22 protein-coding genes are annotated in these 26,978 nt (G+C 46.6%); 15 read left to right on the top strand and 7 right to left on the bottom strand.

Going from position 1 to position 26,978, the window contains the following annotated elements; all coding sequences use genetic code 11:
- Window positions 1-2: 2 nt before the first annotated feature.
- Window positions 3-2,747, top strand: a complete 2,745-nt coding sequence (gene polA / locus EOPP23_RS10010) for a DNA polymerase I (RefSeq protein ID WP_153765800.1) — start codon at window positions 3-5, stop codon at window positions 2,745-2,747.
- Window positions 2,748-3,644: 897 nt separating this feature from the next.
- Here the strand turns inward: polA and yihA are convergent.
- A complete protein-coding gene (yihA, locus tag EOPP23_RS10005; RefSeq protein WP_153765799.1) occupies window positions 3,645-4,316 on the bottom strand; it encodes a ribosome biogenesis GTP-binding protein YihA/YsxC in 672 nt (223 codons plus the stop codon).
- Window positions 4,317-4,858: 542 nt separating this feature from the next.
- On the opposite strand from yihA, the gene EOPP23_RS10000 reads away from it, so the two are divergent.
- From EOPP23_RS10000 to EOPP23_RS09975, 6 genes are all read left to right on the top strand, one after another.
- A complete protein-coding gene (locus EOPP23_RS10000) occupies window positions 4,859-5,464 on the top strand; it encodes a cytochrome c (RefSeq protein ID WP_153765798.1) in 606 nt (201 codons plus the stop codon).
- A gap of 342 nt (window positions 5,465-5,806) precedes the next feature.
- Entirely contained in the window at window positions 5,807-6,511 is a 705-nt protein-coding gene (locus EOPP23_RS09995; protein ID WP_153765797.1) for a thiol:disulfide interchange protein DsbA/DsbL, read from the top strand.
- Between the two features lie 20 nt (window positions 6,512-6,531).
- Window positions 6,532-7,398 carry an endonuclease/exonuclease/phosphatase family protein gene (locus EOPP23_RS09990; protein ID WP_153765796.1) on the top strand — a complete coding sequence of 289 codons (867 nt, stop codon included), beginning with the start codon at window positions 6,532-6,534 and terminating at the stop codon, window positions 7,396-7,398.
- 501 nt (window positions 7,399-7,899) lie between these two features.
- The gene (locus EOPP23_RS09985; protein ID WP_153765795.1) at window positions 7,900-8,481 is read left to right on the top strand and encodes an adenylyltransferase/cytidyltransferase family protein; all 582 of its coding nucleotides are present in this window, start codon (window positions 7,900-7,902) and stop codon (window positions 8,479-8,481) included.
- A gap of 137 nt (window positions 8,482-8,618) precedes the next feature.
- A complete protein-coding gene (locus EOPP23_RS09980) occupies window positions 8,619-9,242 on the top strand; it encodes an NUDIX domain-containing protein (protein WP_153765794.1) in 624 nt (207 codons plus the stop codon).
- Window positions 9,235-9,825, top strand: coding sequence for a hypothetical protein (locus tag EOPP23_RS09975; RefSeq protein ID WP_153765793.1), 591 nt, complete (start codon window positions 9,235-9,237; stop codon window positions 9,823-9,825). Before EOPP23_RS09980 ends, EOPP23_RS09975 begins: the two co-directional genes overlap by 8 nt.
- Here EOPP23_RS09975 and EOPP23_RS09970 read toward each other — a convergent pair.
- Window positions 9,809-10,936 (bottom strand): hypothetical protein, encoded by a 1,128-nt coding sequence (locus EOPP23_RS09970; RefSeq protein WP_153765792.1) that lies wholly within the window; start codon window positions 10,934-10,936, stop codon window positions 9,809-9,811. The genes EOPP23_RS09975 and EOPP23_RS09970 overlap by 17 nt on opposite strands.
- Before the next feature lie 110 nt (window positions 10,937-11,046).
- Entirely contained in the window at window positions 11,047-11,658 is a 612-nt protein-coding gene (gene def, locus EOPP23_RS09965; RefSeq protein WP_153765791.1) for a peptide deformylase, read from the bottom strand.
- A gap of 131 nt (window positions 11,659-11,789) precedes the next feature.
- Between def and EOPP23_RS09960 the strand changes: the two genes are divergently transcribed.
- The 3 genes from EOPP23_RS09960 to EOPP23_RS09950 all read left to right on the top strand — a co-directional run bounded on the left by EOPP23_RS09960 (window position 11,790) and on the right by EOPP23_RS09950 (window position 14,746).
- Window positions 11,790-12,575: a hypothetical protein gene (locus EOPP23_RS09960; protein WP_153765790.1), complete on the top strand. Its 786-nt coding sequence runs from the start codon at window positions 11,790-11,792 to the stop codon at window positions 12,573-12,575.
- 172 nt (window positions 12,576-12,747) lie between these two features.
- Entirely contained in the window at window positions 12,748-13,764 is a 1,017-nt protein-coding gene (locus tag EOPP23_RS09955) for an MFS transporter (protein WP_370514737.1), read from the top strand.
- Between the two features lie 184 nt (window positions 13,765-13,948).
- Window positions 13,949-14,746: a transporter substrate-binding domain-containing protein gene (locus tag EOPP23_RS09950; protein WP_153765788.1), complete on the top strand. Its 798-nt coding sequence runs from the start codon at window positions 13,949-13,951 to the stop codon at window positions 14,744-14,746.
- Between the two features lie 61 nt (window positions 14,747-14,807).
- Here the strand turns inward: EOPP23_RS09950 and EOPP23_RS09945 are convergent, their stop codons facing one another.
- On the bottom strand, window positions 14,808-15,110 hold the full coding sequence (locus EOPP23_RS09945) for a DUF6171 family protein (protein WP_153765787.1): 303 nt from the start codon (window positions 15,108-15,110) through the stop codon (window positions 14,808-14,810).
- A 59-nt stretch (window positions 15,111-15,169) separates the two neighbouring features.
- Entirely contained in the window at window positions 15,170-16,720 is a 1,551-nt protein-coding gene (locus EOPP23_RS09940; RefSeq protein ID WP_153765786.1) for an alpha-N-arabinofuranosidase, read from the bottom strand.
- A 489-nt stretch (window positions 16,721-17,209) separates the two neighbouring features.
- Here EOPP23_RS09940 and EOPP23_RS09935 point away from each other — a divergent pair, with 489 nt between their 5' ends.
- The 5 genes from EOPP23_RS09935 (at window position 17,210) to EOPP23_RS09915 (ending at window position 24,316) form a co-directional block, all read left to right on the top strand.
- Window positions 17,210-18,934: a ribulokinase gene (locus tag EOPP23_RS09935; protein ID WP_228550644.1), complete on the top strand. Its 1,725-nt coding sequence runs from the start codon at window positions 17,210-17,212 to the stop codon at window positions 18,932-18,934.
- The gene (locus EOPP23_RS09930; RefSeq protein WP_153765785.1) at window positions 18,931-19,671 is read left to right on the top strand and encodes an L-ribulose-5-phosphate 4-epimerase; all 741 of its coding nucleotides are present in this window, start codon (window positions 18,931-18,933) and stop codon (window positions 19,669-19,671) included. Before EOPP23_RS09935 ends, EOPP23_RS09930 begins: the two co-directional genes overlap by 4 nt.
- Window positions 19,672-19,853: 182 nt before the next feature.
- Window positions 19,854-21,341, top strand: coding sequence for an L-arabinose isomerase (araA, locus tag EOPP23_RS09925; protein WP_153765784.1), 1,488 nt, complete (start codon window positions 19,854-19,856; stop codon window positions 21,339-21,341).
- A 540-nt stretch (window positions 21,342-21,881) separates the two neighbouring features.
- Window positions 21,882-23,003: a BamA/TamA family outer membrane protein gene (locus EOPP23_RS09920; protein ID WP_153765783.1), complete on the top strand. Its 1,122-nt coding sequence runs from the start codon at window positions 21,882-21,884 to the stop codon at window positions 23,001-23,003.
- Between the two features lie 194 nt (window positions 23,004-23,197).
- The gene (locus EOPP23_RS09915; protein ID WP_153765782.1) at window positions 23,198-24,316 is read left to right on the top strand and encodes a hypothetical protein; all 1,119 of its coding nucleotides are present in this window, start codon (window positions 23,198-23,200) and stop codon (window positions 24,314-24,316) included.
- A 74-nt stretch (window positions 24,317-24,390) separates the two neighbouring features.
- Here EOPP23_RS09915 and EOPP23_RS09910 read toward each other — a convergent pair whose 3' ends face one another.
- Window positions 24,391-25,497: a helix-turn-helix domain-containing protein gene (locus tag EOPP23_RS09910; RefSeq protein ID WP_153765781.1), complete on the bottom strand. Its 1,107-nt coding sequence runs from the start codon at window positions 25,495-25,497 to the stop codon at window positions 24,391-24,393.
- A 406-nt stretch (window positions 25,498-25,903) separates the two neighbouring features.
- On the bottom strand, window positions 25,904-26,935 hold the full coding sequence (locus EOPP23_RS09905; RefSeq protein WP_153765780.1) for a hypothetical protein: 1,032 nt from the start codon (window positions 26,933-26,935) through the stop codon (window positions 25,904-25,906).
- Window positions 26,936-26,978 lie beyond the last annotated feature (43 nt).

Genomic DNA, 26,978 nt, shown 5'->3' with positions numbered 1-26,978 from the left:
TCATGCCGAATCAAACAACTGCCCCACTGGTTCTGGTGGATGGATCATCCTACCTTTACCGTGCATTTCACGCTTCCGAACGAGCGAACCTGCGAACCTCTGATGGCCAGCCTACCGGTGCCATTCGAGTGATGACCAATATGCTGAAAAGTCTTCTGCGAGACTTTCCTGGCAGTCCGGTTGCGGTGATATTCGATGCCAAGGGTAAGAATTTCCGTCATGACATGTTCGAAGACTACAAGGCAACCCGTAAGCCCATGCCTGACGATCTTCGTTCACAGGTTCAGCCTATACACGACATAGTACGTGCGCTCGGAATGCCGTTGCTGATGATTGATGGTGTAGAGGCTGATGATGTAATAGGTACGCTGGCGAAACAGGCCACCGAGAAGAAGATCGCTACGGTTATCTCAACCGGCGATAAAGATATCGCCCAGCTGGTGTCAGAGCACGTCACCCTAATGGATACCATGAATGATTCCAGAACCGATCTGGATGGTGTGGTTGATAAGTTTGGCATTCCTGCTCATCTGATTATTGATTACCTTGCCCTGATGGGCGACTCCAGCGATAACATTCCGGGTATGCCGGGGGTTGGTCAGAAGACAGCACTGGCTCTGTTACAAGGTATAGGCAGCATTGATGAAGTGGCCGAACGTCTGGATGAAGTAGCCGCTCTGGGTTTCCGTGGCAGTAAAACCTTTGCGGCCAAATTTGAAGAACACAAAGAGATCGTACTGCTTTCCCGTGATCTGGCTACGATCAAGCTCGATGTTGAGTTACCGGTTTCTATAGAAGAATTAAAAGCTGAACCGCTGAATACGGAAGCACTGCTGGCACTGTTCAAGCAGTTTGAATTCCGCTCCATGATTACTGACCTTGAGAAGAGTGGTGCAGACGTATCGGGTGTCGCAGAAGAAGAAACCATTCCTGCGATTGAAACTGACTATGAAACTGTTTTGACCAAAGAATCTTTCGAAAGCTGGTTCAAGCTGCTGAACGAATCTGAACTCTTTGCCTTTGATACAGAAACCACAAGTCTCGATTATATGGTGGCCGAGCTGGTGGGTGTGTCCTTTGCTGTGGAAGCAGGCAAAGCGGCTTATGTGCCGGTTGCTCATGATTATATGGGGGCACCGGAGCAGCTGGACAGAAACTGGGTTCTGGAACAGCTGAAGCCATTGCTGGCGGATGACAGTAAAAAGAAAGTCGGTCAGAACCTGAAATACGACAGAAGTGTGCTGGCTAATTATGATGTTGAGCTGAACGGTATTGCCTATGACACCATGCTGGAGTCCTACGTTCTCAACTCAACCGCCACTCGCCATGATATGAACAGTCTGGCAGATAAGTACCTTGGTCATAAGTGCATCTCCTTCGAAGAAATTGCCGGTAAAGGTAAGAAGCAGCTGACCTTTAACCAGATTGAACTGGAACAGGCCGGGCCATATGCAGCGGAAGACGCAGATATCACTCTGCGACTGCATCAGGCTATTTATCCACAACTGGAAAAAGAAGAGTCACTGGCCAAGGTTTTCCATGACATTGAGATGCCACTGGTTTCATTGATGTCCCGTATGGAGCGTAATGGCGCCAAAGTTGACGGTGCATTGCTTGGCAAACAAAGCATGATGATTGGTACTCGTCTTCAGGAGCTGGAAAAACAAGCTCATGAGGCAGCCGGTGAGCCTTTCAATCTGGCTTCACCGAAACAGCTACAGGCGATACTGTTTGAAAAACTGGGTCTGCCAGTCATCAAGAAAACGCCAAAAGGTCAGCCATCCACAGCGGAAGAAGTGCTGCAGGAACTGGCGCTGGATTACCCACTGCCAAAACTGCTGATTGAACATCGTGGTCTGAGCAAACTGAAGTCGACCTATACCGACAAGCTGCCGCAGATGATCAATCCAAAGACTCAGCGCATTCATACCTCTTATCATCAGGCTGTGACCGCTACAGGACGATTGTCTTCTTCTGATCCAAACCTGCAGAACATTCCTATTCGTACTGAAGAAGGCCGCAAAGTACGTCAGGCTTTTGTTGCCCCTGAAGGTTACAAGCTGGTTGCAGCGGATTACTCTCAAATCGAACTGCGCATTATGGCGCACCTGTCCGGTGACGAAGGTTTGCTGAATGCCTTTGCCAAAGGTCTGGATATCCACAAGGCTACTGCGGCGGAAGTCTTTGGTGTTGAGCTGGAAAGTGTCACCACCGAACAGCGACGCAGTGCCAAGGCGATTAACTTTGGCTTGATCTATGGCATGTCTTCTTTCGGCCTGGCTAAACAACTGGGTATTTCCAGAAAGTCCGCTCAGGAATATATCGACCTCTACTTCGATCGTTATCCAGGTGTCCTGAAATATATGGATACCACTAAGGAAGCGGCCAAGGAGAAAGGTTATGTTGAAACTCTGTTTGGTCGTCGCCTCTACCTGCCGGAAATCAATGCCCGCAACGGTATGCGTCGTCAGGCAGCAGAACGCACAGCGATTAACGCGCCTATGCAGGGAACCGCTGCAGACATTATCAAACGTGCCATGTTTGCTGTTGATGAATGGCTGGCCAGTTCAGACATTGATGCCCGCATGATTATGCAGGTACACGATGAACTGGTTCTGGAAGTCGCTGAGAGCCAGCTGGAAGAAGTACAGGCAGGTATCATTGAGAAGATGTCTCAGGCTGCAGATCTTCATGTACCTCTGCTGGTGGAAGCGGGTGTGGGTGATAACTGGGATGAGGCTCATTAATCAGGGGCGCTGGCCGGGAGTTATACGACTCCCGGTTTAAAACTTTTTTCTTCTAGCGGGAACTTTTTCGAAAAGTGATTGTCTCAGTATATGTAGCAGGAAAAAACTCTTTCTACAGTTCCTTGTGTGTTTAGTGTTGGTGTAATAATGCAGACTGATGTTCCCCGACAAACAGACTGCAGACTACCGGTTTTCAATCCCCCTGAAAGCCGGTTTTTTTTGTTCTTCTTTCAGGCTTCAAAAATATTTTTATAAAAAAGTTATTTTTTCAGGAACTTTTCTGGAAAGTGGTGGTCTCAGTATATGTAGCAAGAAAAAACCTCTTTCTACAGCTCCTTGTGTGTTTAGTGTTGGTGTAATAATGCAGACTGATGTTCCCCGACAGACAGACTGCAAACTACCGGTTTTCACTCCCCCTGAAATCCGGTTTTTTTTGTCCTTCTTTCAGGCTTCAAAAATATTTTTATAAAAAGGTTATTTTTTTCGGAACTTTTCTGAAAAGTGGTTGTCTCAATATATGTAGCAAGTGAAAACCTCTTTCTACAGCTCCTTGTGTGTTTAGTGTTGGCAAAAAAGCGATGGAATGTTCCCCGACAAACATCGCGATCAATCCGGTAACCATCCCCCTGGTACCGGATTTTTTTTGTCTGCTGTTTTTACTTTTAAGACCTTTGGTCGAATACCAGTTACTCAGACTGGAACTAATGAGTCAGGTGCCAGTCTGATGTTATGTAAGATGAAGAATCTCCCCCCAGAAACCTTCTTCTTACAACGACTCCTTGTGTGTTATGTGTGTGAAAAGTGTTGAACTCCGTACCTCCCAATAAAAAAACGGAGCTTGTGGCGCCAGTTATCCTCCCCCGATAACTGGCGTCTTTTTTTGTTTCACTTTTCACCCTACTCTTCGTCGAAATGACCTTCTTCAAACTGCTCTTCTTCGTGCATCTCTTCAAGGTCGTCGTCCTCAACCAGAAGCCAGCTATCCAGTTTCTGGGCAAGTAAATCTACACCGGTTTTTTTCAGGGCAGAAAAAGGCTGGACAGTAATCTGTGGGTATTCCCTAAGTTCATTCTTCAGCTTGTTAACCGCCTGTTTGGCTACACCTGATTTCAGCTTGTCGCTCTTGGTCAACAGAATATGCAGTGGCAGTTTTGATTCAATGCTCCATTGAATCATCATGCGGTCAAATTCTTTTGGCGGGTGACGAATATCAACCAGAAGCACCAGCCCCATAAGAGATTGTCTGTTGGTCAGGTAGTCATCTAGATGTTTCTGCCATTGCAGTTTCATGGCCTCTGGTACTTTCGCGTAGCCATAACCAGGGAGGTCAACCAGATGAATGTTCTCTTCAATGGTGAAGTAGTTCATCAGCTGGGTACGGCCCGGAGTCTTACTGGTACGGGCAATTTTTGAACCGGTCAGGGTGTTCAGGGCACTGGACTTACCTGCATTGGAACGGCCAGCAAAGGCGACTTCACGGCAATTGTCCGGCGGGCAGAGCTTAAGGGTTGGTGCACTGGTAACAAACGTTGCCTTGCGGTAGTTCAAACCATCTCTGGTATCTGTCATTGAGCAGACCTTTTATAAGTGTCAGGGCACTTGTAATTAAATATCTAACTGGTCATTAACACGGTAAAGGCGGCTAATGATTCGCAAATTCATATGTCCGAATATCTAGAGGCGTACCTTCGTCCGGACTTCTTCAGGAAAATGAAAATTGCTGCAATTTTCCTTGACTTGGCAGTCGATTGGAATAGCTCCTGAACAGACTCCGACAAAAGGAGTCGAAAGGCGGTTCACATACTGCGTCATATACTAGGTAGCAGCCATGGCAATGTGCCGGTCAACGGCAGTTTCTCTGGGGGTGAGCAACTACCGGAAAGAATCAATCCAGTATATACTAGCTCTCGTTTTGGGGCATATGCAGCCGTTCACGTCGCCTTTTTCAGAATAAAGACCGGGCACAGGTCTAATAAACAAGCTGGAACAAAGAGGATTTTTGTAAGGGAAAACAAAGCTTTTTCTTTACAGACCATCATGAAAACAGCTGACTGGGAAGGTTGGAATAATAACAGTCACTCATGGCAAGTGCTGTAGCTGGGTCGGGTTTAATGAAAAAAGTTATTTTCAGTCTTGTAGTGTCTTTGGGGGTTTCAGGGGTCGCATTTGCAAAAGGGGATGCAAGTGCGGGCAAGGCAAAAGTTGCCACCTGTACTGCCTGTCATGGCGCTGCCGGTGTCAGTCTGGCACCTAACTTTCCTCATCTTGCAGGTCAGGGCGAACGTTATCTGACCAAGCAGATTACAGAAATCAAAGCCGGTGAGCGAGTGGTGCCAGAAATGGTTCCTTTCGTTGGCAGTCTGAGCAAGCAGGATATTGAAGATATCGCTGCCTTTTATGCCAGTCAGCCAGCACCAGTAGGCGCAGCTGATCCTAAGTTGGCAAAACTGGGTGAAACGCTGTACCGCTTTGGTAATGAGAAGAAAGCTATTCCGGCCTGTGGTGCTTGTCACTCTCCAACCGGTAAGGGCAACTCTCTGGCGGGTTTCCCACAGATCGCTGGTCAGCACGCGCAGTACACTGCAAAGCAGTTGCGTGATTTCCGTGAAGGCGATCGTGTGAACGATGGTGACACCAAGATTATGCGCACCATCGCTGAAAAGTTGAGTAATAAAGAAGTAGACGCACTGTCCAGCTATATCAGCGGCCTGCGTTAATCTTCAGCTCTGGCCCCTTAAGCAGGAGCCTTCAATGAGCACTTCAAAAATGCCGATCAGATTAACATCTGATCGGCATTTTTTGTTTGTGTAAGGTAAGGCAGGTGAATGTTTTTCAAACCCCTTACAGTCCCTCTATATACACGACATCCTGTCGCTTATATCCGCATTCTATGCAGTTCCCACTGTAATCATGTCTGATTGAGCCATAATCTTGGTTCGTTTTTTCAATGGTTCGAACAAAACAGTCGGCAGCCCGTGCTGTCATACTGTGCAGAGCCGATGAACTTTTGATACTGTTTGACCGATATAGATATTTATAAAGAACTGGAGCGTATGTTAATGCCGAAAATCATGAAGCACCTTTGGCTGGTGATGTTATTTCCCCTGCTGGCTCATGCTGCCGCACAGGATAAATTTAAAGAAGGTGAACACTATCGGGTGCTGAGTAGCCCGGTTCAGACTTCTGTGAAGAAAGACCAGATCGAAGTGTCAGAAGTCTTCTGGTACGGCTGCCCACATTGCTACAGTCTGGAACCTATTGTTGATGCCTGGAAACCTAAGCTGAAGGCCGACACTGTTTTTGTTCATGTTCCTGGCTTTTTTGGCCCGAACATCTGGAAGACACACGCTCAGCTTTACTTCGCTCTGGAATCCATGGTTTCCGACAAGAAAGAACTGCATAAAATTCATGACAAGATCTTTATTGAAGTTCAGGAACGCAGAAACCGTCTGGGTGATGTGAAAACCATGGCTGAATACCTGAACAGGGAATTCAAGCTGGATAAGAAACTGTTCACCAGTTACTACAACTCTTTCGGTGTGCTGAACCTGTTGAACCAGGCCGGTGCCAAAGTTCGAGGCTATCAGCTAACTGGCGTTCCAGCCATGATCGTAGATGGCCGTTTCGTGGTTGAACCAACCGTTGGTCTGGGCAAGATGCCTGAAGTTGCTGACTTCCTGATTGAGAAAGTCCGAAAGGAACGTGCTGCCAAGGCTAAGAAAGAAACCAAGCCTAAGCAAGAGAGCAAACCAGCCAAATCCTGATTCCTCTCCAGGTACATTTGATGCCGTTGAATGAAATCAAGGGAACCCTGACCCGCCGCTTGCGGCGGATCAGGCATCCGGGAACCGTACCCTCTCTTCAGGAGTACCATTCCAAAGCCAGAAAGCCCGGGCACTTAAGGCTCCTGAGCTTTAATATTCAGGTTGGGATCAATACCCAGCAGTACCGTCATTACCTCACCAGAAGCTGGCAGCATGTTCTTCCCAATGCCAGACGAATCAAAACCCTTGATCAAATAGCGTCTACTGTTTCAGACTTTGACCTTGTTGCGCTTCAGGAGGTCGATGGTGGAAGCCTGCGCAGTGGCTTTGTGAATCAGACCGAATATCTGGCCCTTAGAGCAGGTTTTCCTTTCTGGTATCAACAGCTCAACCGCAATCTGGGCAAGCTGGCACAGCACAGTAATGGCCTTCTCAGTCGCTACCGTCCCGGCAGTCTGGAAGACCATAAACTCCCGGGGTTAATTCCTGGCAGAGGTGCGATTATTTCCCACTTTGGCAATGAAGAAAGCCCTCTGGTAGTGGTTATGATGCATCTGGCACTTAGTCATAGAGCCAGAAACCTTCAGCTTTCCTATCTTAAAGATGTTATCGATCAGTACGACCATGTCGTTCTTATGGGCGATATGAATACCCATGCGGAACAACTGCTTAATAACTCTCCGTTAAAAAACTCTGCGCTTGTCGCTGCCCACGCTGGTATGGGGACCTTTCCGAGCTGGAGGCCGAGAAAGTCTCTCGACCATATTCTTGTCAGCCCATCATTAGATGTTCAACGGGTTGGGGTTCTTAATTTCCCTATGTCTGACCATCTGCCCGTGGCAGTAGATATAAAGTTGCCGGACAGCATCAACCTGATCGAAAAATAGAGCTACAGATCAGCCTGATTCAAATCATTACCGAGTTTTTCAGGTGAGTATTGGTGCTTTCAGGGAGAGTTGTTTAGTGACAGATGGTGTAGAGAGAAGAAAAGAAAAAAGGTCTGATATCAGAGGGGAAGGAGGAGGGTAGACATCAGACCTTACAAAATTCCAACCAGAAATATAGTCAGAGAGTAATTAACCGAGTTCTATATTACTTTCTATCGAAATATTTTGTATTAGTACTTAACAGGTTAACTATACGTAGTCTGACGGATACCATAGCCTTTGTAATAGTTTACAGCTAAAAATGGAGTTTCTTTTTTTTGATGTTTTTAGTGAGAATTATGCTATTAATATCGGTTTTTCGAGGATGTTTGTTCTCTTTGGTCAGGTTTGTTTCTTGATGTTCTGATGTTTTTACTTATACGGTTTTCGTTTTTCGCTGTTTTCAGACTTGACTGATTTTCTCCAAAAGACTGCTTCAGGGTAAACTATCGCTGAGCATCCATGATGGAACAGAAACATATGAAGTTCGGGCGAATCGGCATTTTTGGTTCTGCGTTTAACCCCCCTACACTTGGCCATCTGGACGTTATCGAGCAGGCGGCGAAAGAGTTCGACTGCATATTATTGATGCCCAGTGCGGCACACGCTTTTGCCAAAGACATGCAGCCCTTCCAACACCGACTTTCTATGGCTGAACACTTCGTCAATGAAGCCGAGGTTGATGAATGCCAGCTGGAAGCCAGTGCCATAGAAGCTGAACTGTTGAGAGCTAACCCTGACAAGCCAGTCTATACCTACGACCTGCTTTGTTATCTGGAAAAGCTGTATCCGGAAGCTGAACTGGGTTTTATTCGAGGTCCGGATAATGCCGCACCTGAGACATGGAATCGCTTCTACAAAGCCGCGGAAATAGAAAACCGCTGGCAACTGTTTACAGCCAGCGAGCGGCTGAATATAAGAAGTACAAAAGTGCGAGAGCTTGTGGCAGAAGGCATTGTGAAGAACAAAGAAGCACTCAAGCCCCTTTTGTTTTCCTCTGTCTACCAGTACATTCTTGATAATGGCCTTTATCAACAGGCTTGAGCAATCAGAAGTTCCGGTGACAAATACACCGGTGTATGTGTTGGCACAAGTAATCGAATATATCAATGTCTATTTGCCCGCCGAAGGCAGGCAAATAGACATTTAATTCGTTATGCCAGAACACTTAAAGGTGTGTTATGAAACTGTCCGGTCTTGGTTTTGACGATGTTTGTGTCGAAGAAAAAGAGAAAGCCTATAACGGTTTTCTGAAACTTGTTCGGTACAAGCTCCGGCACGCTTTGTTTAATGGTGGTCAGGGACCAGTACTGAGCAGAGAGGTTGTCCTCAGAGTGCCATCCGTTGGCGTACTGCTCTTTGATCCTGTCGAGGATAAGGTTGTTCTGGTTGAACAGTTTAGAGTAGGCCCGATGGCTGCCGATGATGACCCTTGGTTACTGGAAATCGTTGCCGGTATTTCCGAACCTGGCGAAACTCTGGAGTCAGTGGCTCTAAGGGAAGTGGAAGAAGAAGCCAACTGTCAGGTTGATAAGCTGATGCCTATCACCAATGTTTATCTGAGTCCGGGCGGGTGTAATGAGAGAATGATGCTTTACTGCGGCATCACTGATTCAAAAAATGCAGGCGGTGTCCATGGATTGGAGGAGGAAGGCGAAGATATCAGGGTGCATGTATTTCCTGCATCAGAAACCTTTCAGATGATAGAGGATGGACGTATAGCGAATGCCCCCGCAGTTATTGCTCTGCAGTGGCTCAGGCTAAACCATCAGTCGCTCAGGGGAGAGCAAGGGAAAGATGCTTAGAAAAATACTATTCAGTGTATTTGCCATATTAGTGTTGTCGGGTTGTCAGCAGTTCGGCATCGACAGAATTGGATATATCGGCAAGAACAGTCAGGGGAGCTTGTCTGGAAAGGCAGCGTCTGCCGGGCTTTATAAAGAAGGGCTTCCCGGCACTGCTTCATGGGGTGTTTTGCCCTTTATTAATAACAGTGAAGCGACGGGTGTAACCATTCAGGTTGAGCGTATTCTGATGGTTCAACTGCCATCAAAAGGTGTTACTCAGGCCAGGCTTTACCCTGAATCAGAAGTAACCACCGCTTCAAAACGTTTAGCGGATGCTCACCGTCTTCAAAACGGCAAGCAGTGGGCAAGACTGAATGAAGTCAGTTTCTCCATCTCGGGCGAGATTGATCAGTGGTTTTATAATGATGCCGGTAAGCCTGTAGTGACTCTCAGTGTTGCTGTTACCGACGTTCGTAATGGAGAGGTGATCTGGAGTACCCGAGGGACAGGTGAAGGTAAACAGGGAGATGATTTGTTCGATGCTTGTCGGACTCTGCTCGCTGACTTACTGGATTCGCTGCCGGTTAATGGTCAGATTTGATTGGACTCACGGGAAGGCTCTTCAGTTTTTCAAGGGTCTGCTGACTAATCACTGATAACCGATAACTCTGTTTGTTTTGGAGTAACAGGCTATTGTTCAGCAGATGAGCAGCAGCCTCATTGCTCATGTTATTGAGAGCTTCAGTCCAGTTGAATTTTTCTACGGCCATGACAGCCTCGGGAAGGCAGTTTGCCAGCCTTTCTGCAGCCTCAAGCTGTCGTGACAAATCATAAGGTCTTTGAACGGTAACTTTATATTTTCCACTCGATGACTTTTTCATAGTCACCAGTCCAACTTGTTCAAGGACTCGACAGAACTTCAGCTCGGATACTTCCAACTGTCTGTTTATTTGACGTTGAAAAGGACTGGCAAAAGTAAGTGAGTTAAAAGGTATTGGAAACCTGTTGGCTATTTCCTGAAGTTCAGCCTTAGAAGGCTTCAAATGCAGCCTGATGGCCCAGCGGGTAAGAAAGGGAAGTTGTGGTCTTAGCTGTTTCAGGGCGCGCTTTTTCACTGCCTGGTTCGGTTTAGAAACGGCTGGCCTGATGACACTTGTTGCTCGTTCATGACGGTTAGCTTTAACGCTCCGTTCTGTCAGCGATTTATCATCTACTTGTGTGCCTGCACTCAGAGCAGTTTCTGCAGCAGCAAGCCTCTGGTGAAAATCTTTCGGAAAGGCATATTGAACTTCAAAGTACTCTTTATCTTCAGATTCTACATAAGTAGCCAAACCCTGCCTTACTATCTCTTTTGCTATCTTTGCCTGATCATCATGGATATGAGCTCGGAAGCCATGGGCAGTAAAATTGAACTGTTTTAAGCTTGCTTTTGATGGCTGCTCATTGACCAGAGACTGAAACTGCTGGAAAACAACTTTGTCGATATCGAACTTCAGACTTTTCTTTGGGAGTGCCGGAGTGGTCGACCTTTCAGCAATCGACTTATCAAGCTCACCTTGATGGTTTTTCAGATATTTATTGGGATGAGTTTCATGGGCGCTGATTTTGACTCCACTTGTGGATACGCCTTCAGTGGTTTTGGCTTCATGGTTATTCTCGGGTAATGAGAGAGGAGGTCTTGAACCCTTGCCGGAGTCAGCTTTAAGAGGCATTGGCATCCCTGCTCAATTTAGTGGCCATATTCACTAAGTATTGGAAGCAAAGCTCTGGCTGTCCACCTATTACAGCCGCAGTAGCACATAACTTTTGATCCAGCGCCTGGTTATCTGTTCGCAGACAGCTGCCCTCTTTCTGTATTTCGGGCACTTTCCGTAGGCCAGTTTTCTGCCCACTGTTCCTGATGGAGAATGGCTTCATGGGGAATAATCAGGCTTTTGTCATCAACCCGCATGGGAAAGAGGTAGCCGTTGAGGTGATCAAGTTCATGCTGCATAACCCGCGCAGGAAAACCTTCAAAAGACTCTTCTTTCCTCTGGCCATGCTCATCATATCCAGCCAGAGTAATAGCTGCAGGGCGCTCTATCCATGCTCTTACGCCAGGCACTGAGAGGCAACCTTCCCAAGTCCAGTTCGTTTCTTTGCTGACTTCAATGACTTGAGGATTAATCCAGTAACAGAAAGGGATATAAGGTGCCTTGGGGTATCGCGCATGATTCTCTTTGGAAATTCCGATACTCATCACTCTGACTTCCCAACCAATCTGTGGAGCCGCCAGACCAATCCCTATGGAGTCGAACTGGCTCTGTTTCATCACTTCAAGGTTGTGCTGAAACTCTTCAGAGTGAATCTCATCAATGGTTACCTGACGCTGAGATTTGAACAGTAATGGATGACCCATGATCAGGACATCCGGATTGTCGGGTAACCTTGCCATAGCTGACTCCGTTTTATTGTAAATGTATGCCTATCATAGCAATTTAAGAAGACACTTCTTGCCAATGGGGTATTTGGTATGGGGAGCTATACTTTTGAATAAAAAATGACTCTAGCAAGGATGTGAAAGGCATGCCAAATACTATCCCCCCTAATACCGACCCCGTTTCAGCAACATTATATAGTACACCTGAAAGCTCTGAAAAAAAGAGTTCAGAGACTAGGTCAGCTATTCCTAAAGCGCCTGTTCACACCAGACTCTGGGAACGGAAATCCCTGAAAGATAGAAAACTGACGAAGCTGCAACATTTTGTAGTCTTCTTGAACCGTATTCTTCTCAAGCCATTAAGGATTTTTCAAGGAACCTTCAATGCCTTGATGCCTGATTTCAATATCACTAAAAAAATCACCGAAGTCAAAATCAATAAGTATTGGAAACGGTTTAATGATCCCAATAAGGCTTATGTACTGTTATTTATGAATCCATACGGTGAAAGTGTTCAGCATGCTGCGATAGTGCTGGGGTCTTCTGAAGGAAAACAAGCGGATGATAAATCCAATTACGCTTCATGGAGTTTTGATGATAAAAAAACGGTCGTAGGCCCCTTCCTTGCTTGTTCGAAAAATAATGACTTCAAAAGTGATTTTTTTAATCATGGAAAGCCCGTGATCATAGAATTACCCAATGTAGATACTCAGGCGATGAAGCATAAATGGAAGTTAATTCAGAAACGACATGAATATTATCAGTTAATCGGCTTTAACTGCTCATCAGTTGCAGCAAGATTAATCAGAGCAGGGATTAAGGGGAAGGGGTTGCAGAATGTTTTTAGAGACGTTAGCCCAAAAGGCTACTGGACACCTCGCGATGTCTGTAACCTTGCCGAGACACTGAAGCTCTCTCTGGATGAGAGTTAGCTCCTAATTATTTCTGTCTGAAAAGAGAGGTTTATATACCCAAAGGATCTGGAGATGTGAATAGGTGGCAAACGAATGAAGCCCCATGAGCCTGTAAATAGCAGGTGACTGATGTGAACGAGAGCAGCTAACGACCTCATATCTTCAAAGGCGACGGGTATATATCAATGTTGTGCCGGGTTTGGTGATGCTTGCCATGTTGCGCTATGCCCTTGATGAAGAGCCTATGCGTCTTGATCTACTGAAACAGGCGGATTGGGCCGGTATTGCAACCCTTTCCATTGGTCTTGCGTCATTGGAATTTGTGCTGGAAGAAGGCAACAGAAATAACTGGTTTGAATCCCACGAGATTGCTTTTATATCTGTCGTGTCAGCGGTTTCTCTGGTCAGTTTCGTCTGGTTTCAGCTGACACGGGACAACCCGTTGTTGAACCTGAGAATACTGAAAGACAGACAGTTCTTTCTTGGTAATCTGGCCAACTGTGCTATTGGTCTGGGTATGTATGGTTCGGTGTTTCTGCTGCCCATGTACCTTTCAAGTATTCAGAACTACAACGCGCTGCAGATTGGTGAAGTGATGTTGTGGGGCGGGCTTCCGCAGCTGCTACTGATTCCCCTGATTCCCCTGATTCCACGATTGATGCAATTTATTGATAAGCGCTGGCTCTGCCTGTTTGGATTGCTGATGTTTGCCATCAGCGTCTATCAGAATGCTTTTATGACAGCAGATTACTCCGGTGACCAGTTCCGTTTCAGCCTGGTTCTCAGGGCGATTGGGCAACCGTTCATTATGGTGACTCTGTCGGTTATTGCTCTGGAAAAGCTGGAGATGAAAGATATCTACTCGGCTTCCAGTCTCTACAACACCAGTCGTAACCTAAGTGGTGCTGTGGGAATCGCCATCCTTTCGACCATGGTCGATCGCAGAGGTACGTTGCATGAGTTGCGTATCAGCGAAGGCATTTCACTGTTTGATGCGAATACACAAGAATATCTGTCCAGACTGAAAGAGGCGCTTCCCTCTCTGTCCCAGCAGCAGGATCTTGCCCTGCTGATGGGGAAAGTATCAAAGGATGCAACCATCATGGCTTTCAGTGATGCTTTTCTGGTGATAGCTGTATCGTTGTTTATGGGGTTTCTGGCAGTAATGGTTATTGGTTCAGGAACTAAAGAAAAATCCATGGGGTGATGCGAAGGAACCTGCGAATAAGTGCCTTTCTATTGAATGGATGAATGCCGAGTTCAGGCACGATAGAGAGGCATTAATCCGTTTTCTTTGAGTTTTCCATTGAGCAGGCTCTCTGTGATTGATATAAAGCCGTGGGCTCGAAGAAATATCGGGGTCGAGATAATAATAAACCCAGGGAATAACCATGCGAAGATTACTAGGCGGTCTTGTTACAGCCGTTGCTCTGATGACTACCTCCATGACTGCTTCTGCAGGAACCACGCTGGACGACATTGCTAAATCAGGCGAATTACGCGTTTGTTTTGACGCGGGTTACATGCCATTTGAGATGAAAAGTAAAAATGGTTCCTATGTTGGCTTTGATATCGACATGGGAAAAATGATGGCACGTCAGATGGGCGTGAAATACGTTCCGGTAAACACTGCATGGGATGGAATTATTCCAACGCTGCTGACTGGAAAGTGCCATCTGATCAATGCTGGCATGACCATAAATGCAAAGCGTAATATGCGTGTTAACTTTGCAGAACCGTACATCGTTATTGGCCAGAGTATTCTGCTAAGTCCAAAGCTTGAAGGTAAAGTTAACAACTACCGTGATTTGAATGACTCAAAATACACCATTGCCGCAAAGCTGGGCACTACAGGTGAACAGGCAATCAGTCGTATGATTAGTAAAGCCAAAGTGAACCTGTTTGAGACTCAGGCAGAAGCTTTACTTGAAGTTCAAAACGGTAAGGCCGACGCTTTTGTCTATGACATGCCATTTAACGCGATTTACTCCTCACAGAACGCAGGGGAGTTGGTTCATCTGGATCAGCCGTTTACCTATGAGCCACTAGGCTGGGCAATTGCCCAAGGTGATATGGATATGCTGAACTTTTTGAATAACTATCTTCGTCAGGTCAAAGGCGATGGCAGTTATGACCGTATTTACGCAAAATGGTTTAAAAGTGATGCCTGGTTGAAGCAGGTACAATAGCAGGTACAAGAAAAGTGCATGGGGTATGTATGAAGCATACCCTGATCTATTTATTTGTGTATCAGGCGGATAGAGCCAATGCTTGCTCATCCTGATCAGAAACCGCCAACCACTTTTTATAAGGACAGCGGTTTCGTTTCATAATGCCGCGCAGCTCAACATAACAGCCACAGGCACGGCAGAGTCCTTCGTGAAGGTGATCACAACCTTTGCAGATATCCAGACGCGCCTGATAAGTGATGTCTGTCACTTTCAGTTCATCATCAATCTTTGCGATATACGACTGAAGATGTTTGTAGTGCTCGGCACTTACTTCTTCAACCAGACATCGCTTGCAAAAACGGTTGTTAGGACTCTGACTCATAGTTTTATTCCAGAACCGCTCTGACCATCAGAGCGGTGTATTTCACGATTAAGACTGAATTACTTAACGATCAGGCACACTACGGAAGTAGCAGGCATGGTCAGTTTCAGACCTTTTTCGGTGATTTCGAAGTCGGTGAATTCAACCGTCTTCACAACTTCTGGCTCATCGAAGGTATTATGAGCGTCAACCGTACCGGTCAGAATGGTGGCTTCTACGCTTTCTGGCTTGAACGCTTCGAAGGCAATTTCCAGTGACTGGGAATCTTCCAGAGCTACGTTAGTTAGCGATACAGTGTAGGAACCGTCTTCAGCCTGAGATACGGACTCAAAGATTTCGTTAACGAAGTGATCTTCGTCTTCATCACTGATCTGCTTGATACCTTCCAGCGCAGACTCGATCAGAGTCGCATTGTGGTGCCCCTTGAACATCTTGAAGGCATGGAATGTAGGCGTCTTGATCATCTGATCGCCTTCAGTCAGTACCATGGCCTGCAGTACGTTCACCATCTGGGCAATGTTGGCCATGTGAACACGGTCAGAGTGCTTGTTAAAGATGTTGAAGGTCAGGGAAGCTACCAGTGCATCACGGATAGTGCTCTGCTGGTACAGGAACAGCGGGTTGGTGCCTTCCAGAGCGTCGTACCATGTGCCCCATTCGTCAACCATCAGACCGATGTTCTTCTCTGGGTCGTACTTGTCCATGATGGCGCCGTGCTTAACGATCAGCTCTTCCATCCAGGCTGCTTTGGAAACAGTCGCGTAGTACTCTTCTTCGTCAAAGTCGACGGAATCACCACGGCAGGTGAAGTCACCCGGAATCGCGTAGTAATGCAGCGCCAGACCGGATGGAACACCACCCAGGAAACTTGCGAAATCACCAAATTCGCTACGACCAGCATCAGTACGGGTGATGCCTTCCATTACGGTGTCAGTCCACTTGTAATCATCGCGGTTAGGACCAGATGCGATACGCTTGATCTTGGTATCGGAAGTGAAGTTCATCCAGTCGTAGTCTTTGACAAAGTTATTGTAACGACGGAATTCGCTGGCGTAATGCTCTGGCAGCATATTACCGCCACAGCCCCACATTTCGTTACCGATGCCGAAGTAGTTTACGCGCCATGGCTCTTCGCGGCCGTTCTTACGACGAAGTTCAGCCATTGGAGAAGTAGAGGTGTCAGTCATGTACTGAACCCAGTCCTGCATCTCCTGAACAGTACCACTGCCCATGTTACCGTTGATGTAGGTCTTGCAGCCCAGCTGTTCGCACAGCTCGAAGAATTCGTGAGTACCAAAGTGGTTGTTCTCGATCAGGCCACCCCACAGGGAGTTAACCATAGGAGTACGCTCTGCTTTCGGGCCTACACCTTCCATCCAGTGGTATTCGTCTGCAAAACAACCGCCAGGCCAGCGCAGAACCGGTACACCCATCTCTTTCAGGGCTTCAACCACGTCGGTACGCATACCATTTTTGTTAGGGATCTCGGAGTCTTCGCCTACGTAGATGCCTTCGTAGATGCAACGACCCAGATGCTCAGCAAACTGCCCGTAGATATCTTCGTTAATCTGACTTTTTTTCTTCGATTCATTAATTCGAAGTGTCTTCATGCCGTCCACCTTGATTCGACTAATCGGTAATAGCTTTATTCGGTATACGTCGTCGTTAAGTTATTAAAGACATAACAAACTCAACGATTTAAACAGTTCGCTCATGCACTTTGCGGGGCGTTGTTTGGTCAGCCTCTTGATAGAGAGTCAAAAGAGACATGTTAATAAACAACAGAGCTTGAGGCTCATTCTGGTAAAAATCAGGGAAGCGTTAAAGTGATTTAAATCATAAACGGTCGATCTAACATTTTTGTCCATTTATTTAGCTGATAACGCCATACATTGAGAGGCCTTATCAAATAAAAACGGAATTAATCCATATTTATTAGGCTTATTCTCAGCAATTAAAAGATAGTGACAAAACTTAAATCATTTGATCATTAGCGATTCCATCCATGTTTTCAGCCTGACCAAACATGCCATTCCCTCGCTCATATAAGCAGAATGAATATCAGAAAATTTTTAATGCTTCATAGATAGAGACAGACCATGGGTGAGATGGCAGAAAGCTATGTAATTGGCCTGGACTTCGGTTCCGATTCCGGCCGCGCAGTGATCGTAGATACACATACTGGCAAAGAGCTGGGCTGCGGTGTCTGCAACTATCCACGCTGGATGGAAGGCAAGTACAGCGACGCGGCTGAATCCCGTTTCCGTCACCACCCGCTGGACTATATCGAGTCCATGACTGCCGCTATCAAGAGCGCTTTGCTGGAAGCCGGTGAAGGCGTTGCTGATAAGGTTGTCGGTATTGGTGTTGATACGACGGGTTCTACCCCGGCTCCAGTAGACGAAAAAGGTGAGATTCTGGCGCTGAAGCCAGAGTTCGCTGAAAACCCGAACGCCATGTTCATCCTGTGGAAAGATCACACGTCTGTAGAAGTCGCTGATCGTATTAACACACTGGCGAAGTCCGACAAGTTTGAAGATTACACCAAATTCGTTGGTGGCATTTACTCCTCTGAATGGTTCCTGTCCAAGGCGGCTTATGTTTCCGAACAGGACGAAGCCGTAGCGAAAGCAGCTCACACCTGGGTTGAACTGTGCGACTGGCTCCCTGCCCTGCTGTCTGACAATCTGCACCCACAGAGCATCAAGCGTGGTATCTGTGCTGCTGGTCATAAGGCTTTGTGGCACGAAAGCTGGGGTGGTCTGCCTCCTCAGGAATTCCTGAACGCTATCTCCCCAACTCTGGAAGGTATGCGTGCGAATTACTCCGAAGAGGTTTACACCTCTGAAGCTGTAGCGGGTCGTCTGTCGGCTGAATGGTCTGAAAAGCTGGGTCTGAAAGAAGGCATTGCCATTGCGGTTGGTGAATTCGACTGCCACATGGGCGCAGTCGGTGCTGGCGCTCGTGCCGGTGACCTGGTGAAGGTTATGGGTACATCCACCTGTGACATCCTGATGGTTGAGCCTGAAGAGCTGGGCGATAAAACTATTGAAGGTATCTGCGGTCAGGTTCTGGGCAGTGCCCTGCCAGACATGGTGACTCTGGAAGCCGGTCAGTCCGCTTTCGGCGACATTTACGCATGGTACAAACGTCTGCTGGCATGGCCAATGCAGCAGTGGGCGAAAGATCATCCTGAAGATCAGCCAACCATGGAAAAGCTGGAAGAATCCCTGCTGCCTATGCTGACTCAGGCTGTCAGCCAGCGCGAACCTTTTTCCGACGGTGCTCTGGCTCTGGATTGGCATAACGGTCGTCGTACACCATACGCCAACCAGCGTTTGACCGGTTCCATCAACAAGCTGAATCTGGGTTCTGACGCACCGGAAGTGTTCCACGGTCTGGTTGAGTCCACAGCGTTTGGTGCCAAGGCGATTACTGAAAGCATGAAAGACCAGGGAGCTCCGATCAAGCGTGTTATCGCTATCGGTGGTATCTCCAAGAAGTCTTCTTTGGTTATGCAGATGTGCAGTGATGTCATGGGTTATGAGATTGCTGTCGTTGATTCCGAGCAGTGCTGTGCACTGGGTGCCGGTATCTTTGCTGCGGTTGCTGCGGGTACTTACGCGACAACAGAAGAAGCTCAGAAGGCAATGGCCAGCCCGATCTGTCAGGTTTATCACCCACGTCCTACACGCATGAAGCATTACCAGCGTCGTTACAACGCTTACCAGCAGCTGGGTCAGGCGATGGAAGTTCTGACGATGACTCAGGCTGAAGCTTTTGCTGAAGAGATGGCAGAAGAAAAGGAAGAGGCTCTGGCATGATCAGCGATTTCGTTAAAACTGAAGAGCAGGCTCAGCGCCTGCTTCAGCTGAGAGAAGACGTCTACAAGGCCAATATGGCGTTGCAGGAATACGGTCTGGTGACGTTCACCTGGGGCAATGTTTCCGGCATCGACCGTGAAATGGGTTTGGTGGTGATCAAGCCAAGTGGTGTTGCTTACGAAGAACTGAGCCCTGCCAATATGGTGGTTCTGGATCTGGATGGCAATAAGGTTGAAGGTGAAATGAATCCTTCTTCCGATACCGCTACGCATCTGGTTCTGTACCGCACTTACGAGAACATGAGCGGCGTCGTTCATACTCACTCTTCTTACGCGACTTCATGGGCGCAGGCGAGCCGTGCTATTCCGGCACTGGGTACGACACACGCTGACTATTTCTACGGTGAGATTCCTTGCACCCGTGCTCTGACCAAAGAAGAAATTGAATCCGAGTACGAACTGAATACCGGCAAGGTAATCATCGAGACTATTGCAAATGGTAGCGGTGATGCGATGGCTGTTCCGGGTATTGTGATCAGTGAGCATGGCCCGTTCAGTTGGGGTACTTCTCCAAAGAATGCGGTTCATAACGCGGTAGTGATGGAAGAAGTGGCCAAGATGGCTTTCCGCACTGTGCAGCTGAACCCTGAAGTGACCAATATTCCTCAGCGTTTGCTGGATAAGCATTACCTCCGTAAGCATGGCGCTAATGCTTATTACGGTCAGGGTAAGAAGTGATTCTTTCTTAGCAAATAGATTTTCGCCCTGAAGGGTATTGGTCTTTCCGCTCAACTGACCATCCATGGTCAGATTCGCTAGCAGGCCAATCCATGGCCTTTGAAAGACCAACACCCTTCAGGGCTTTCGCATAAAAAAACCTGCCCTTTATTGGTGGTGGGTTGATTGAATGGAATGAACAAATGAAAGTTTTTGAAAAGCAGGTTTGGTTTGTAACAGGTTCTCAGGATCTCTACGGCCCTAAGGTTCTGGAAGCAGTAGCTGAGCACTCTGAAGAGATGGTTCAGGGTTTTAACGGTTCTGCCGCTATTTCTGCACCTTTTGTTAACAAGGGTACCGTGAAAAGTGCTCGCGAGATCGCCCTGGTTTGTCGTGAAGCGAACAACGACGACAACTGTGCCGGTCTGATCCTGTGGATGCACACTTTCTCTCCAGCCAAGATGTGGATTGCTGGTCTGAAGCAGCTGAACAAGCCTTTCGTTCACCTGCACACTCAGTTCAACGCCGGTCTGCCGTGGAATGAGATCAACATGAACTTCATGAACACTAACCAGAGTGCTCATGGCGACCGTGAATTTGGCTTTATCGGTACCCGCATGAAGCAGGATCGTAAGGTTATTGTGGGTCACTGGCAGGACAGTGAAGTCCATAAGGAACTGGATGACTGGTGTCGTGCGGCTATGGGCTGGATGGAGTCCCAGACTCTGAAAGTGGCTCGTTTTGGCGACAACATGCGTCAGGTTGCTGTTACCGATGGCAACAAGGTTGCTGCTCAGATTCAGTTTGGCTTTGAAGTAAACGCCTACGGTCTGGGGGATCTGGCTGCCTACGTTGATGCCGTAACTGATGAGCAGGTTGCTGCTCTGATCGAAATCTACAAGACAGAATTCACTCTGGCTCCTGAACTGCTGGAAGACGCTGAAACCCTGAAGATCATTCAGCAGGAAGCGCGCCTGGAAGCTGGTATGGAAGCATTTCTGGTTGAGCATGACAGCATGGCATACACCAACTGTTTTGAAGACCTGACCGGTCTGACTGCTCTGCCGGGTCTGGCAACTCAGCGTCTGATGGCTAAAGGTTACGGTTACGGCGGTGAAGGCGACTGGAAAACTGCTGCAATGACCCGTATCACCAAGGTGATGGCTAAAGGTCTGAATGGCGGTACTTCCTTCATGGAAGACTACACCTACAACTTTGCCGAAACTGATCAGGTGCTGGGCGCACACATGCTGGAAGTTTGCCCAACCATCGCTGCTGACAAGCCAAGCGTTCAGGTTCACCTGCACACTATCGGTTGTCGTGCAGACGTTGCCCGTCTGATCTTCACCGGTCAGGAAGGCGACGGCATCAACCTGTCTCTGGTTGAAATGGGTTCACACTACCGCCTGATTGCTAACACGGTTAAGGCTGCTACTCCTGAAGAGATGCCACACCTGCCGGTTGCTTCTACCCTTTGGGAGCCAATGCCGAACCTGAAGACTGCAGCTGCAGCCTGGATCTATGCTGGTGGTGCTCACCACACTACTTACACCCAGGCGATCAGCATGGATGTAGTGAACGACTTTGCTGAAATGGCTGGCATTGAGCTGGTAACCATCGACGAAGACACCAAGGTTAACGAGTTCAAGAAGGAGCTGCGTCACAACGAGATGTACTACAGATTTATGTAATTCCTTGAATGACCAGAATTGATTTCATTAAAAATGGCCGGCTTTAAGTCGGCTATTTTTTTATTTAATAATTAATCATGGATTAAATCTCTATCATCTATGGATTTAATTGTTGTGAAGATTTTTCTTCGCTTTATTAATTACTTTGTGAATTTCTTATTTGAAAATATTTGTTTGATTTTTGAGCAGTATTTTTTAGATATATGTCAATTTTTGGTAAGAATAAATAGAAAATGAAACATTTATTGGACTATGTGAAATATTTACACTTAATGGTTGCCCGTATACTGATCGCAGTTCTCAGATATGAACAGCGAATTTAAAAAAACTCACACAGAGTTTTACAGACCTTCTCGTTTCAAAAGAAATTTATTCCATTTCTTATCATTTATACGATAGCCATCGCTGAAACATATCTGAACAGACCAGGACTTAGCTTTTGCAGTATCAGGTCTTGAATTTTCGGGGGCGTAAAGCAGAAATTCAGAACTGAAAAAAGAATTTAAATCCAGACTGGCAGTATAAAAGGGGCTGTTGGACATGAGCACTATTCGTAAGTTTGCACTGGGGGCTTTGGCCGCATCTATTTCTATGGGTGTAATGGCTGAAGATGCAGCGAAAACCGCTAAAGATGGCAATGCCAAGATTGATGGCGCTCAGTTCAGCATGCCTGCCGGACCTATGTACGATCCGGACTTTGATTTTGCAGTTGCAGCTATTCCAACCATGGTAAATCAGTTTGATGAAGGCTCACGTCCTTCTTTTACTAAATTCACCATGGTTTACGGTTCCAACGATAACTGGAATCTGGGTTTTGAAACTGACTACTATTTCCTGAATGATAACTGGCGTTTCTTGAACTATCTGGGCTATACCGATGCAGATTTCACGTTGTCAGCTGAAAATGGCCAGCTGAACCCCTTTAATACTGTATCAGTGACTGACTGGGGTAGTCTGACCTACAAAGTGACAGACAGTATGTATGCTGGTCTTGCATGGAAATACAGCCAGTTGGAAATGGGCGGACGTGATCCCTCGGATTATACAAATCTAACTAACTATGCAACAGACGATACAACGGTTCAATTTGGCCCTGAGATCAACTACAACACCAGAGATAATAAGTTTTACCCAACCTCCGGTGCTTACGTAAAAGTTAACCTCTTCAAAACCAAACTGGATAAAGAAAAATCTTTGCTTGGTATCAGAGACGGTGAGTTTGAGTACGAGACAGTAAAAATCGATGCTCGTCATTACACGCCACTTTCCGAGAAAACAACACTGGCATTCCGTGGTGGTCTGGAATACAACACCAGTGAAGCCCCGGATAAAGCTGTAACATTGAATGGCACAGTACGAGACTTTCAGGGACTTTCCCGTGAAGGTACTGCTCACAGTGCTGTAACAGGTGAAGCCTACGTTCGTCACTGGTTCAATGATAAGTGGGGTATGTCTACAGGTGTTGTTGTTGCTAAAGGTTTTGGCGGATTTGATGACCAGGTTAAAGAAGCTGGCACAGACAAGACATATATGGCTGGTGTCGTAGGTGTTCGCTACATGCTGATCCCTGAATCCAAGCTGTCCCTGCGTATCGACTTCTCCTACAACAACCAGGAAGATGAAAACAGCCTGCTGTACTTCCGTGTAGGTGAAGCTTTCTAAGCTAAACCAGAACTGATTATCACCTGAAAGAGAGCCGGGAGACCTGCTCTCTTTTTTGTTTACAAAAAAATTAACAATAGAAAGTAGAAGCTGAAGCTCGCATCTCATCAGTGCCAAATTATTACCATAAAAGTACGCAGACCCAGAATATTCACCTATACCTTCCCATATTAATAAAAAACTGGAATGTAGAAGTGAGTAAAAATCGCGAGCTATTGCTGGTTAAGTCCAGTCTTCTGAGCTTTGTACTTTTGTTTAATACTTCTGTGTATTCCCAGCAGAGCGACCTGCCTTTAGATAGTCTGCTCCAGCTACTGATTGCCGGGTATTTATTGGAGACATACCACCAGTCATATAATCCCGTTGATTATGCTGAGTTTCATAATGACTTGCTCGAAGCGACTACAGTGATTGCTGGGAAAGATGCTCTGGATTTAGATCAAAACTGTATTCAGAAAGTTCATCCTAATGATGCTGAAGACATGATAACGAAACTGGCCTCTCCTGATCACTGTCAGCTTATGTTAACGGGAGTCTATTTTATTGATCATAGGGTTGAGATAACAAAACCTCTGACTTCTTCATCCAGTGCTACCTGTGAACTGAGTCTGAGATATGGTCTGGATCAGTCCCTTAAATCGACAGTTATAGACACAGAGACAGGTTTGTATGCACTTGAGTCCACACACTATCCACATAATTTATGTCCTTCGGCAGTGCTGGTTTTTGCCGAGAGAGATCATCTGGGTAGTGCTCTGGTCAAAGCTGGAGTGCAGTTGGACAACGTAGGTGTTGTTGGGCAGGAAAATTTTGCTTTTGAGTCTGATTCCAAAGAGCCAGTAGCGATTGTTACTGCTTTATCTGTTCCAAAAACGACGGAGCTTGCTGTTTATTCAGAAGCCCCTAAAACCATTGTATTCTCGGGGCGGGGGAAGCCTGGCACACCATTTGGAGGAACTACAACCGGTGGGCAGAGTCGGGCTGCAAAAATACAGACTGGGAATCAACTACATGGAATGGCTACAGCAAAGGTACTGGCACGATTCGAAAAACCGCCAGAAGCTTCACTGCCTGGTGGTGCTGGAGATGATGATCCCAAAAAAACAGTGAAAACTCCCCTGGAGGAATTAGAAAGCTATTTCAGTGCTTTCACGAATGATAAAGATAACCCTGTGGCCAGAAAGAGTTTCATAGATGCCTTTAATGGAGCATCTTATATTATTCAGAGAGACTTTGTTCAGGCTCACAAGAGCAACAAAAACTACAAGTCAATCAAGGGGAAACTCATACCAAGGAAAGGTGTTATCCTTTGATTCAAAGTTAATCAACAACCTCACGAGTAGCCTTACTGTCTGGGGTTGCATTACGTAATCCAGTTTAAAAATAGTTACGAAGAGTGTTTCTTCCGATATTCCGAAGGCGACATCTTCATCTGCTTGCGGAAACACCGTGAGAAATACATCTGGTTCACATACCCTAGCTCATCGGCGATCTGGATAATGCGTTTACTGGTATGAATCAGTTTGTTGCAGGCTTCAGCCATACGTTTCTCTTCCCGCCACTGCATCACGCTTACACCGCAATGTTTTTTAAACAACAGTGACAGTGCAGAAGGTGAAAGGCAGGCCGCTTCGGCAATCTTCTCGATACAGAGGTCAGAGAACAGGTTGTCCTCGATAAAACGCACAGCGGTCTGAACCCTTGAATCAATGCGGTGGTAGCCGCCGGATTCGATGATCTGGTTACAGCGTTGCATCAAGAGCTCAATGCAGATAGCTCGAGCTTTAACTTCAGCTGGTTCGACTGACCAACCCTGGCTGGACATAAAATCGATAACGTCTTTAACCTTTTTAAGGTTCTCGCTGCTGCCTGCTTTTATATGGTGAATGCCCGAAGCGACTTCCGGCCAGTTCAGCATTTCCATAATATGGCTGTCAGCCTGAAACATGGTCCAACAGAAGGCCCATTCTTCAGAGTTCTCCGAGCGCCTGGCATCTAGGTAAGCCGTCGGGCTGAACAGCATAATATCGCCGGGTTTTGTGTCCATGGCGGTTCTTACGCAGTTGTAAGTACCAGAGCCTTCCAGAGTGACGTGAATAGTCCAGCCGGCTTTGGCTTCAGGTCTTAGAACGATGTAGTCGTTCCAGGTATCACGGACAAAATGCGTATCACCGGCAACATTTTGGTAATTAAAAAATCGCTGGTCATTTTCCAGCGTGTTAAATACTTGAACCAGAAACTGTTGAGCCTCTTCGTCACTTAACTCCTCATCGGACTCCAGTCTGTCCTTCCATTTCTGAACGACAGGTTCTGCTTTCATGGAAGCCAGAAACTCTTTCATTCTGGAGCCTAAAGGCGTGCCTGTAGTTGAGGTTTCTGTGACTTCTTTTTGAGCAAACAGTCTACTGACAGCCGGACGTACCTGTTCCAGACTGGTATCGCCGCTGTAATACTTAAAAAGAGATCTGGCCACATGCGCCAGTTGCGTTTCCATGAACAGACTCCCGATAGTAAACGACAATGACTCTTCTTTACGAGGTGCAAAAAGAGTCAAGAAATTGAAGCCATACGATAGCTTATTAAGTCACCTGATAAATTCCGTTAATTTACTTATTATTCGCTGATCGATCAGGACTCTTTATGAGGAAGGAATCTGTGCAGCGCTACCTTCACTCGAGGGCGTGAAGGTAGCGAATATGGAAATTATTTCAAGCGTTTCTGTGCTTCAGCAAAACATTTACGAGGAATTTGTGCGTGAATGATCGACCCGCGTAGCGGTCATACTCTTCAACCAGCTGACCATCCTGCATAAACTTACGGTCGTAATGGACGAATACGATTACCAGGCAAATAAAAAGGCCCACCAAAAGGCAGGCTGTAAATTGAATCCGCTTCGTCTATCAGAAGATACTCGGCAGGTTGTCCTGAGTATGATATTCAATGGTCTCCAGAATGGCTCCGGTCCAGTGACGGACAAAGCTTGCAGTAGTCGTTTGGTAGCTCAACCACCCCAGCTTTGGGCTGCCGGAAGTGGAGAACTGATAATACTTGTTCGTGATGATAGAGCTTAACTCTTCGCTGACAGGAAGAACGGTACTTTTTACGGGAGCCGTATTTTTCACCAACGCTCTGGCAAAATGATAACTTTCACCATTAAGTGATTCACCTTCTACATAGCTATGCTTCACTCGATCTCCGTCCAGTTCTGATGACAGAGATGGGTGCAGGAATTCACTGTTAAATACGATGGCAGAGGTATTTTTAGTGTTACTGACAACGTATTGGGCAATCGCTCCGCCCTGTGAAGCTCCGGTAAGTTCGATGTTATAACCATCGTATTTTTCCTGCAGATCTCTCACAACGAATAGAGCTGTCAGAGCTGCGTCCGATGCGGTGCCATTGGCCAAATTGTATGCAGACGTGACACTGGTTATAAAGGCCGAGGGTGAAAAATCTGTGCCTGCGATGGCAACGACTAACTGCTTTTTTGAGTGATGGCGATAGAAGCGCATTTTCAAGCTTACAGAAGGAACTACCAAGCGTTGCTGGGTCTGTTCTTCAAAATACTTTTGCCAGAACGCAGGCAATTCTGATTGGTCGGTGAGAGGAGAAAAACCATCATCACTGAGTAATTCAACACGCTTTTCCAGAGCCGCTTTTTTATTTGCTTTGCTGCTGTCCACTTTGTGCATATCAGCAAAGTAGCTCATCAAAGCGTAAGGGTAGAGTTCAGTCATGGCAGCTTCATCTGCCACATCATTCAGCTCTACCGCTTTATAGCGGTGCTCGATGACTGAGGCAGTTGCATTTGCATTTGTAGCTGAAAAATGGAGGTCGCTACTGCTTAACAGCGATGAAGGGTTTGCTTGTGAAGCAGGTGTTGCAGCCAGAAAAACTGCAGTTAAGACTAATCCTGATAATGTCTTTTTCATTTCCGTCTCCCTGGAAAATTTAGTGCGTATAAATTTTGACCAT

Origin of the sequence: Endozoicomonas sp. OPT23 (genome assembly GCF_009653635.1) — a bacterium.
Classification (GTDB): Bacteria; Pseudomonadota; Gammaproteobacteria; order Pseudomonadales; family Endozoicomonadaceae; genus Endozoicomonas_A.
This window is presented reverse-complemented; position numbering and strand designations above follow the sequence as displayed.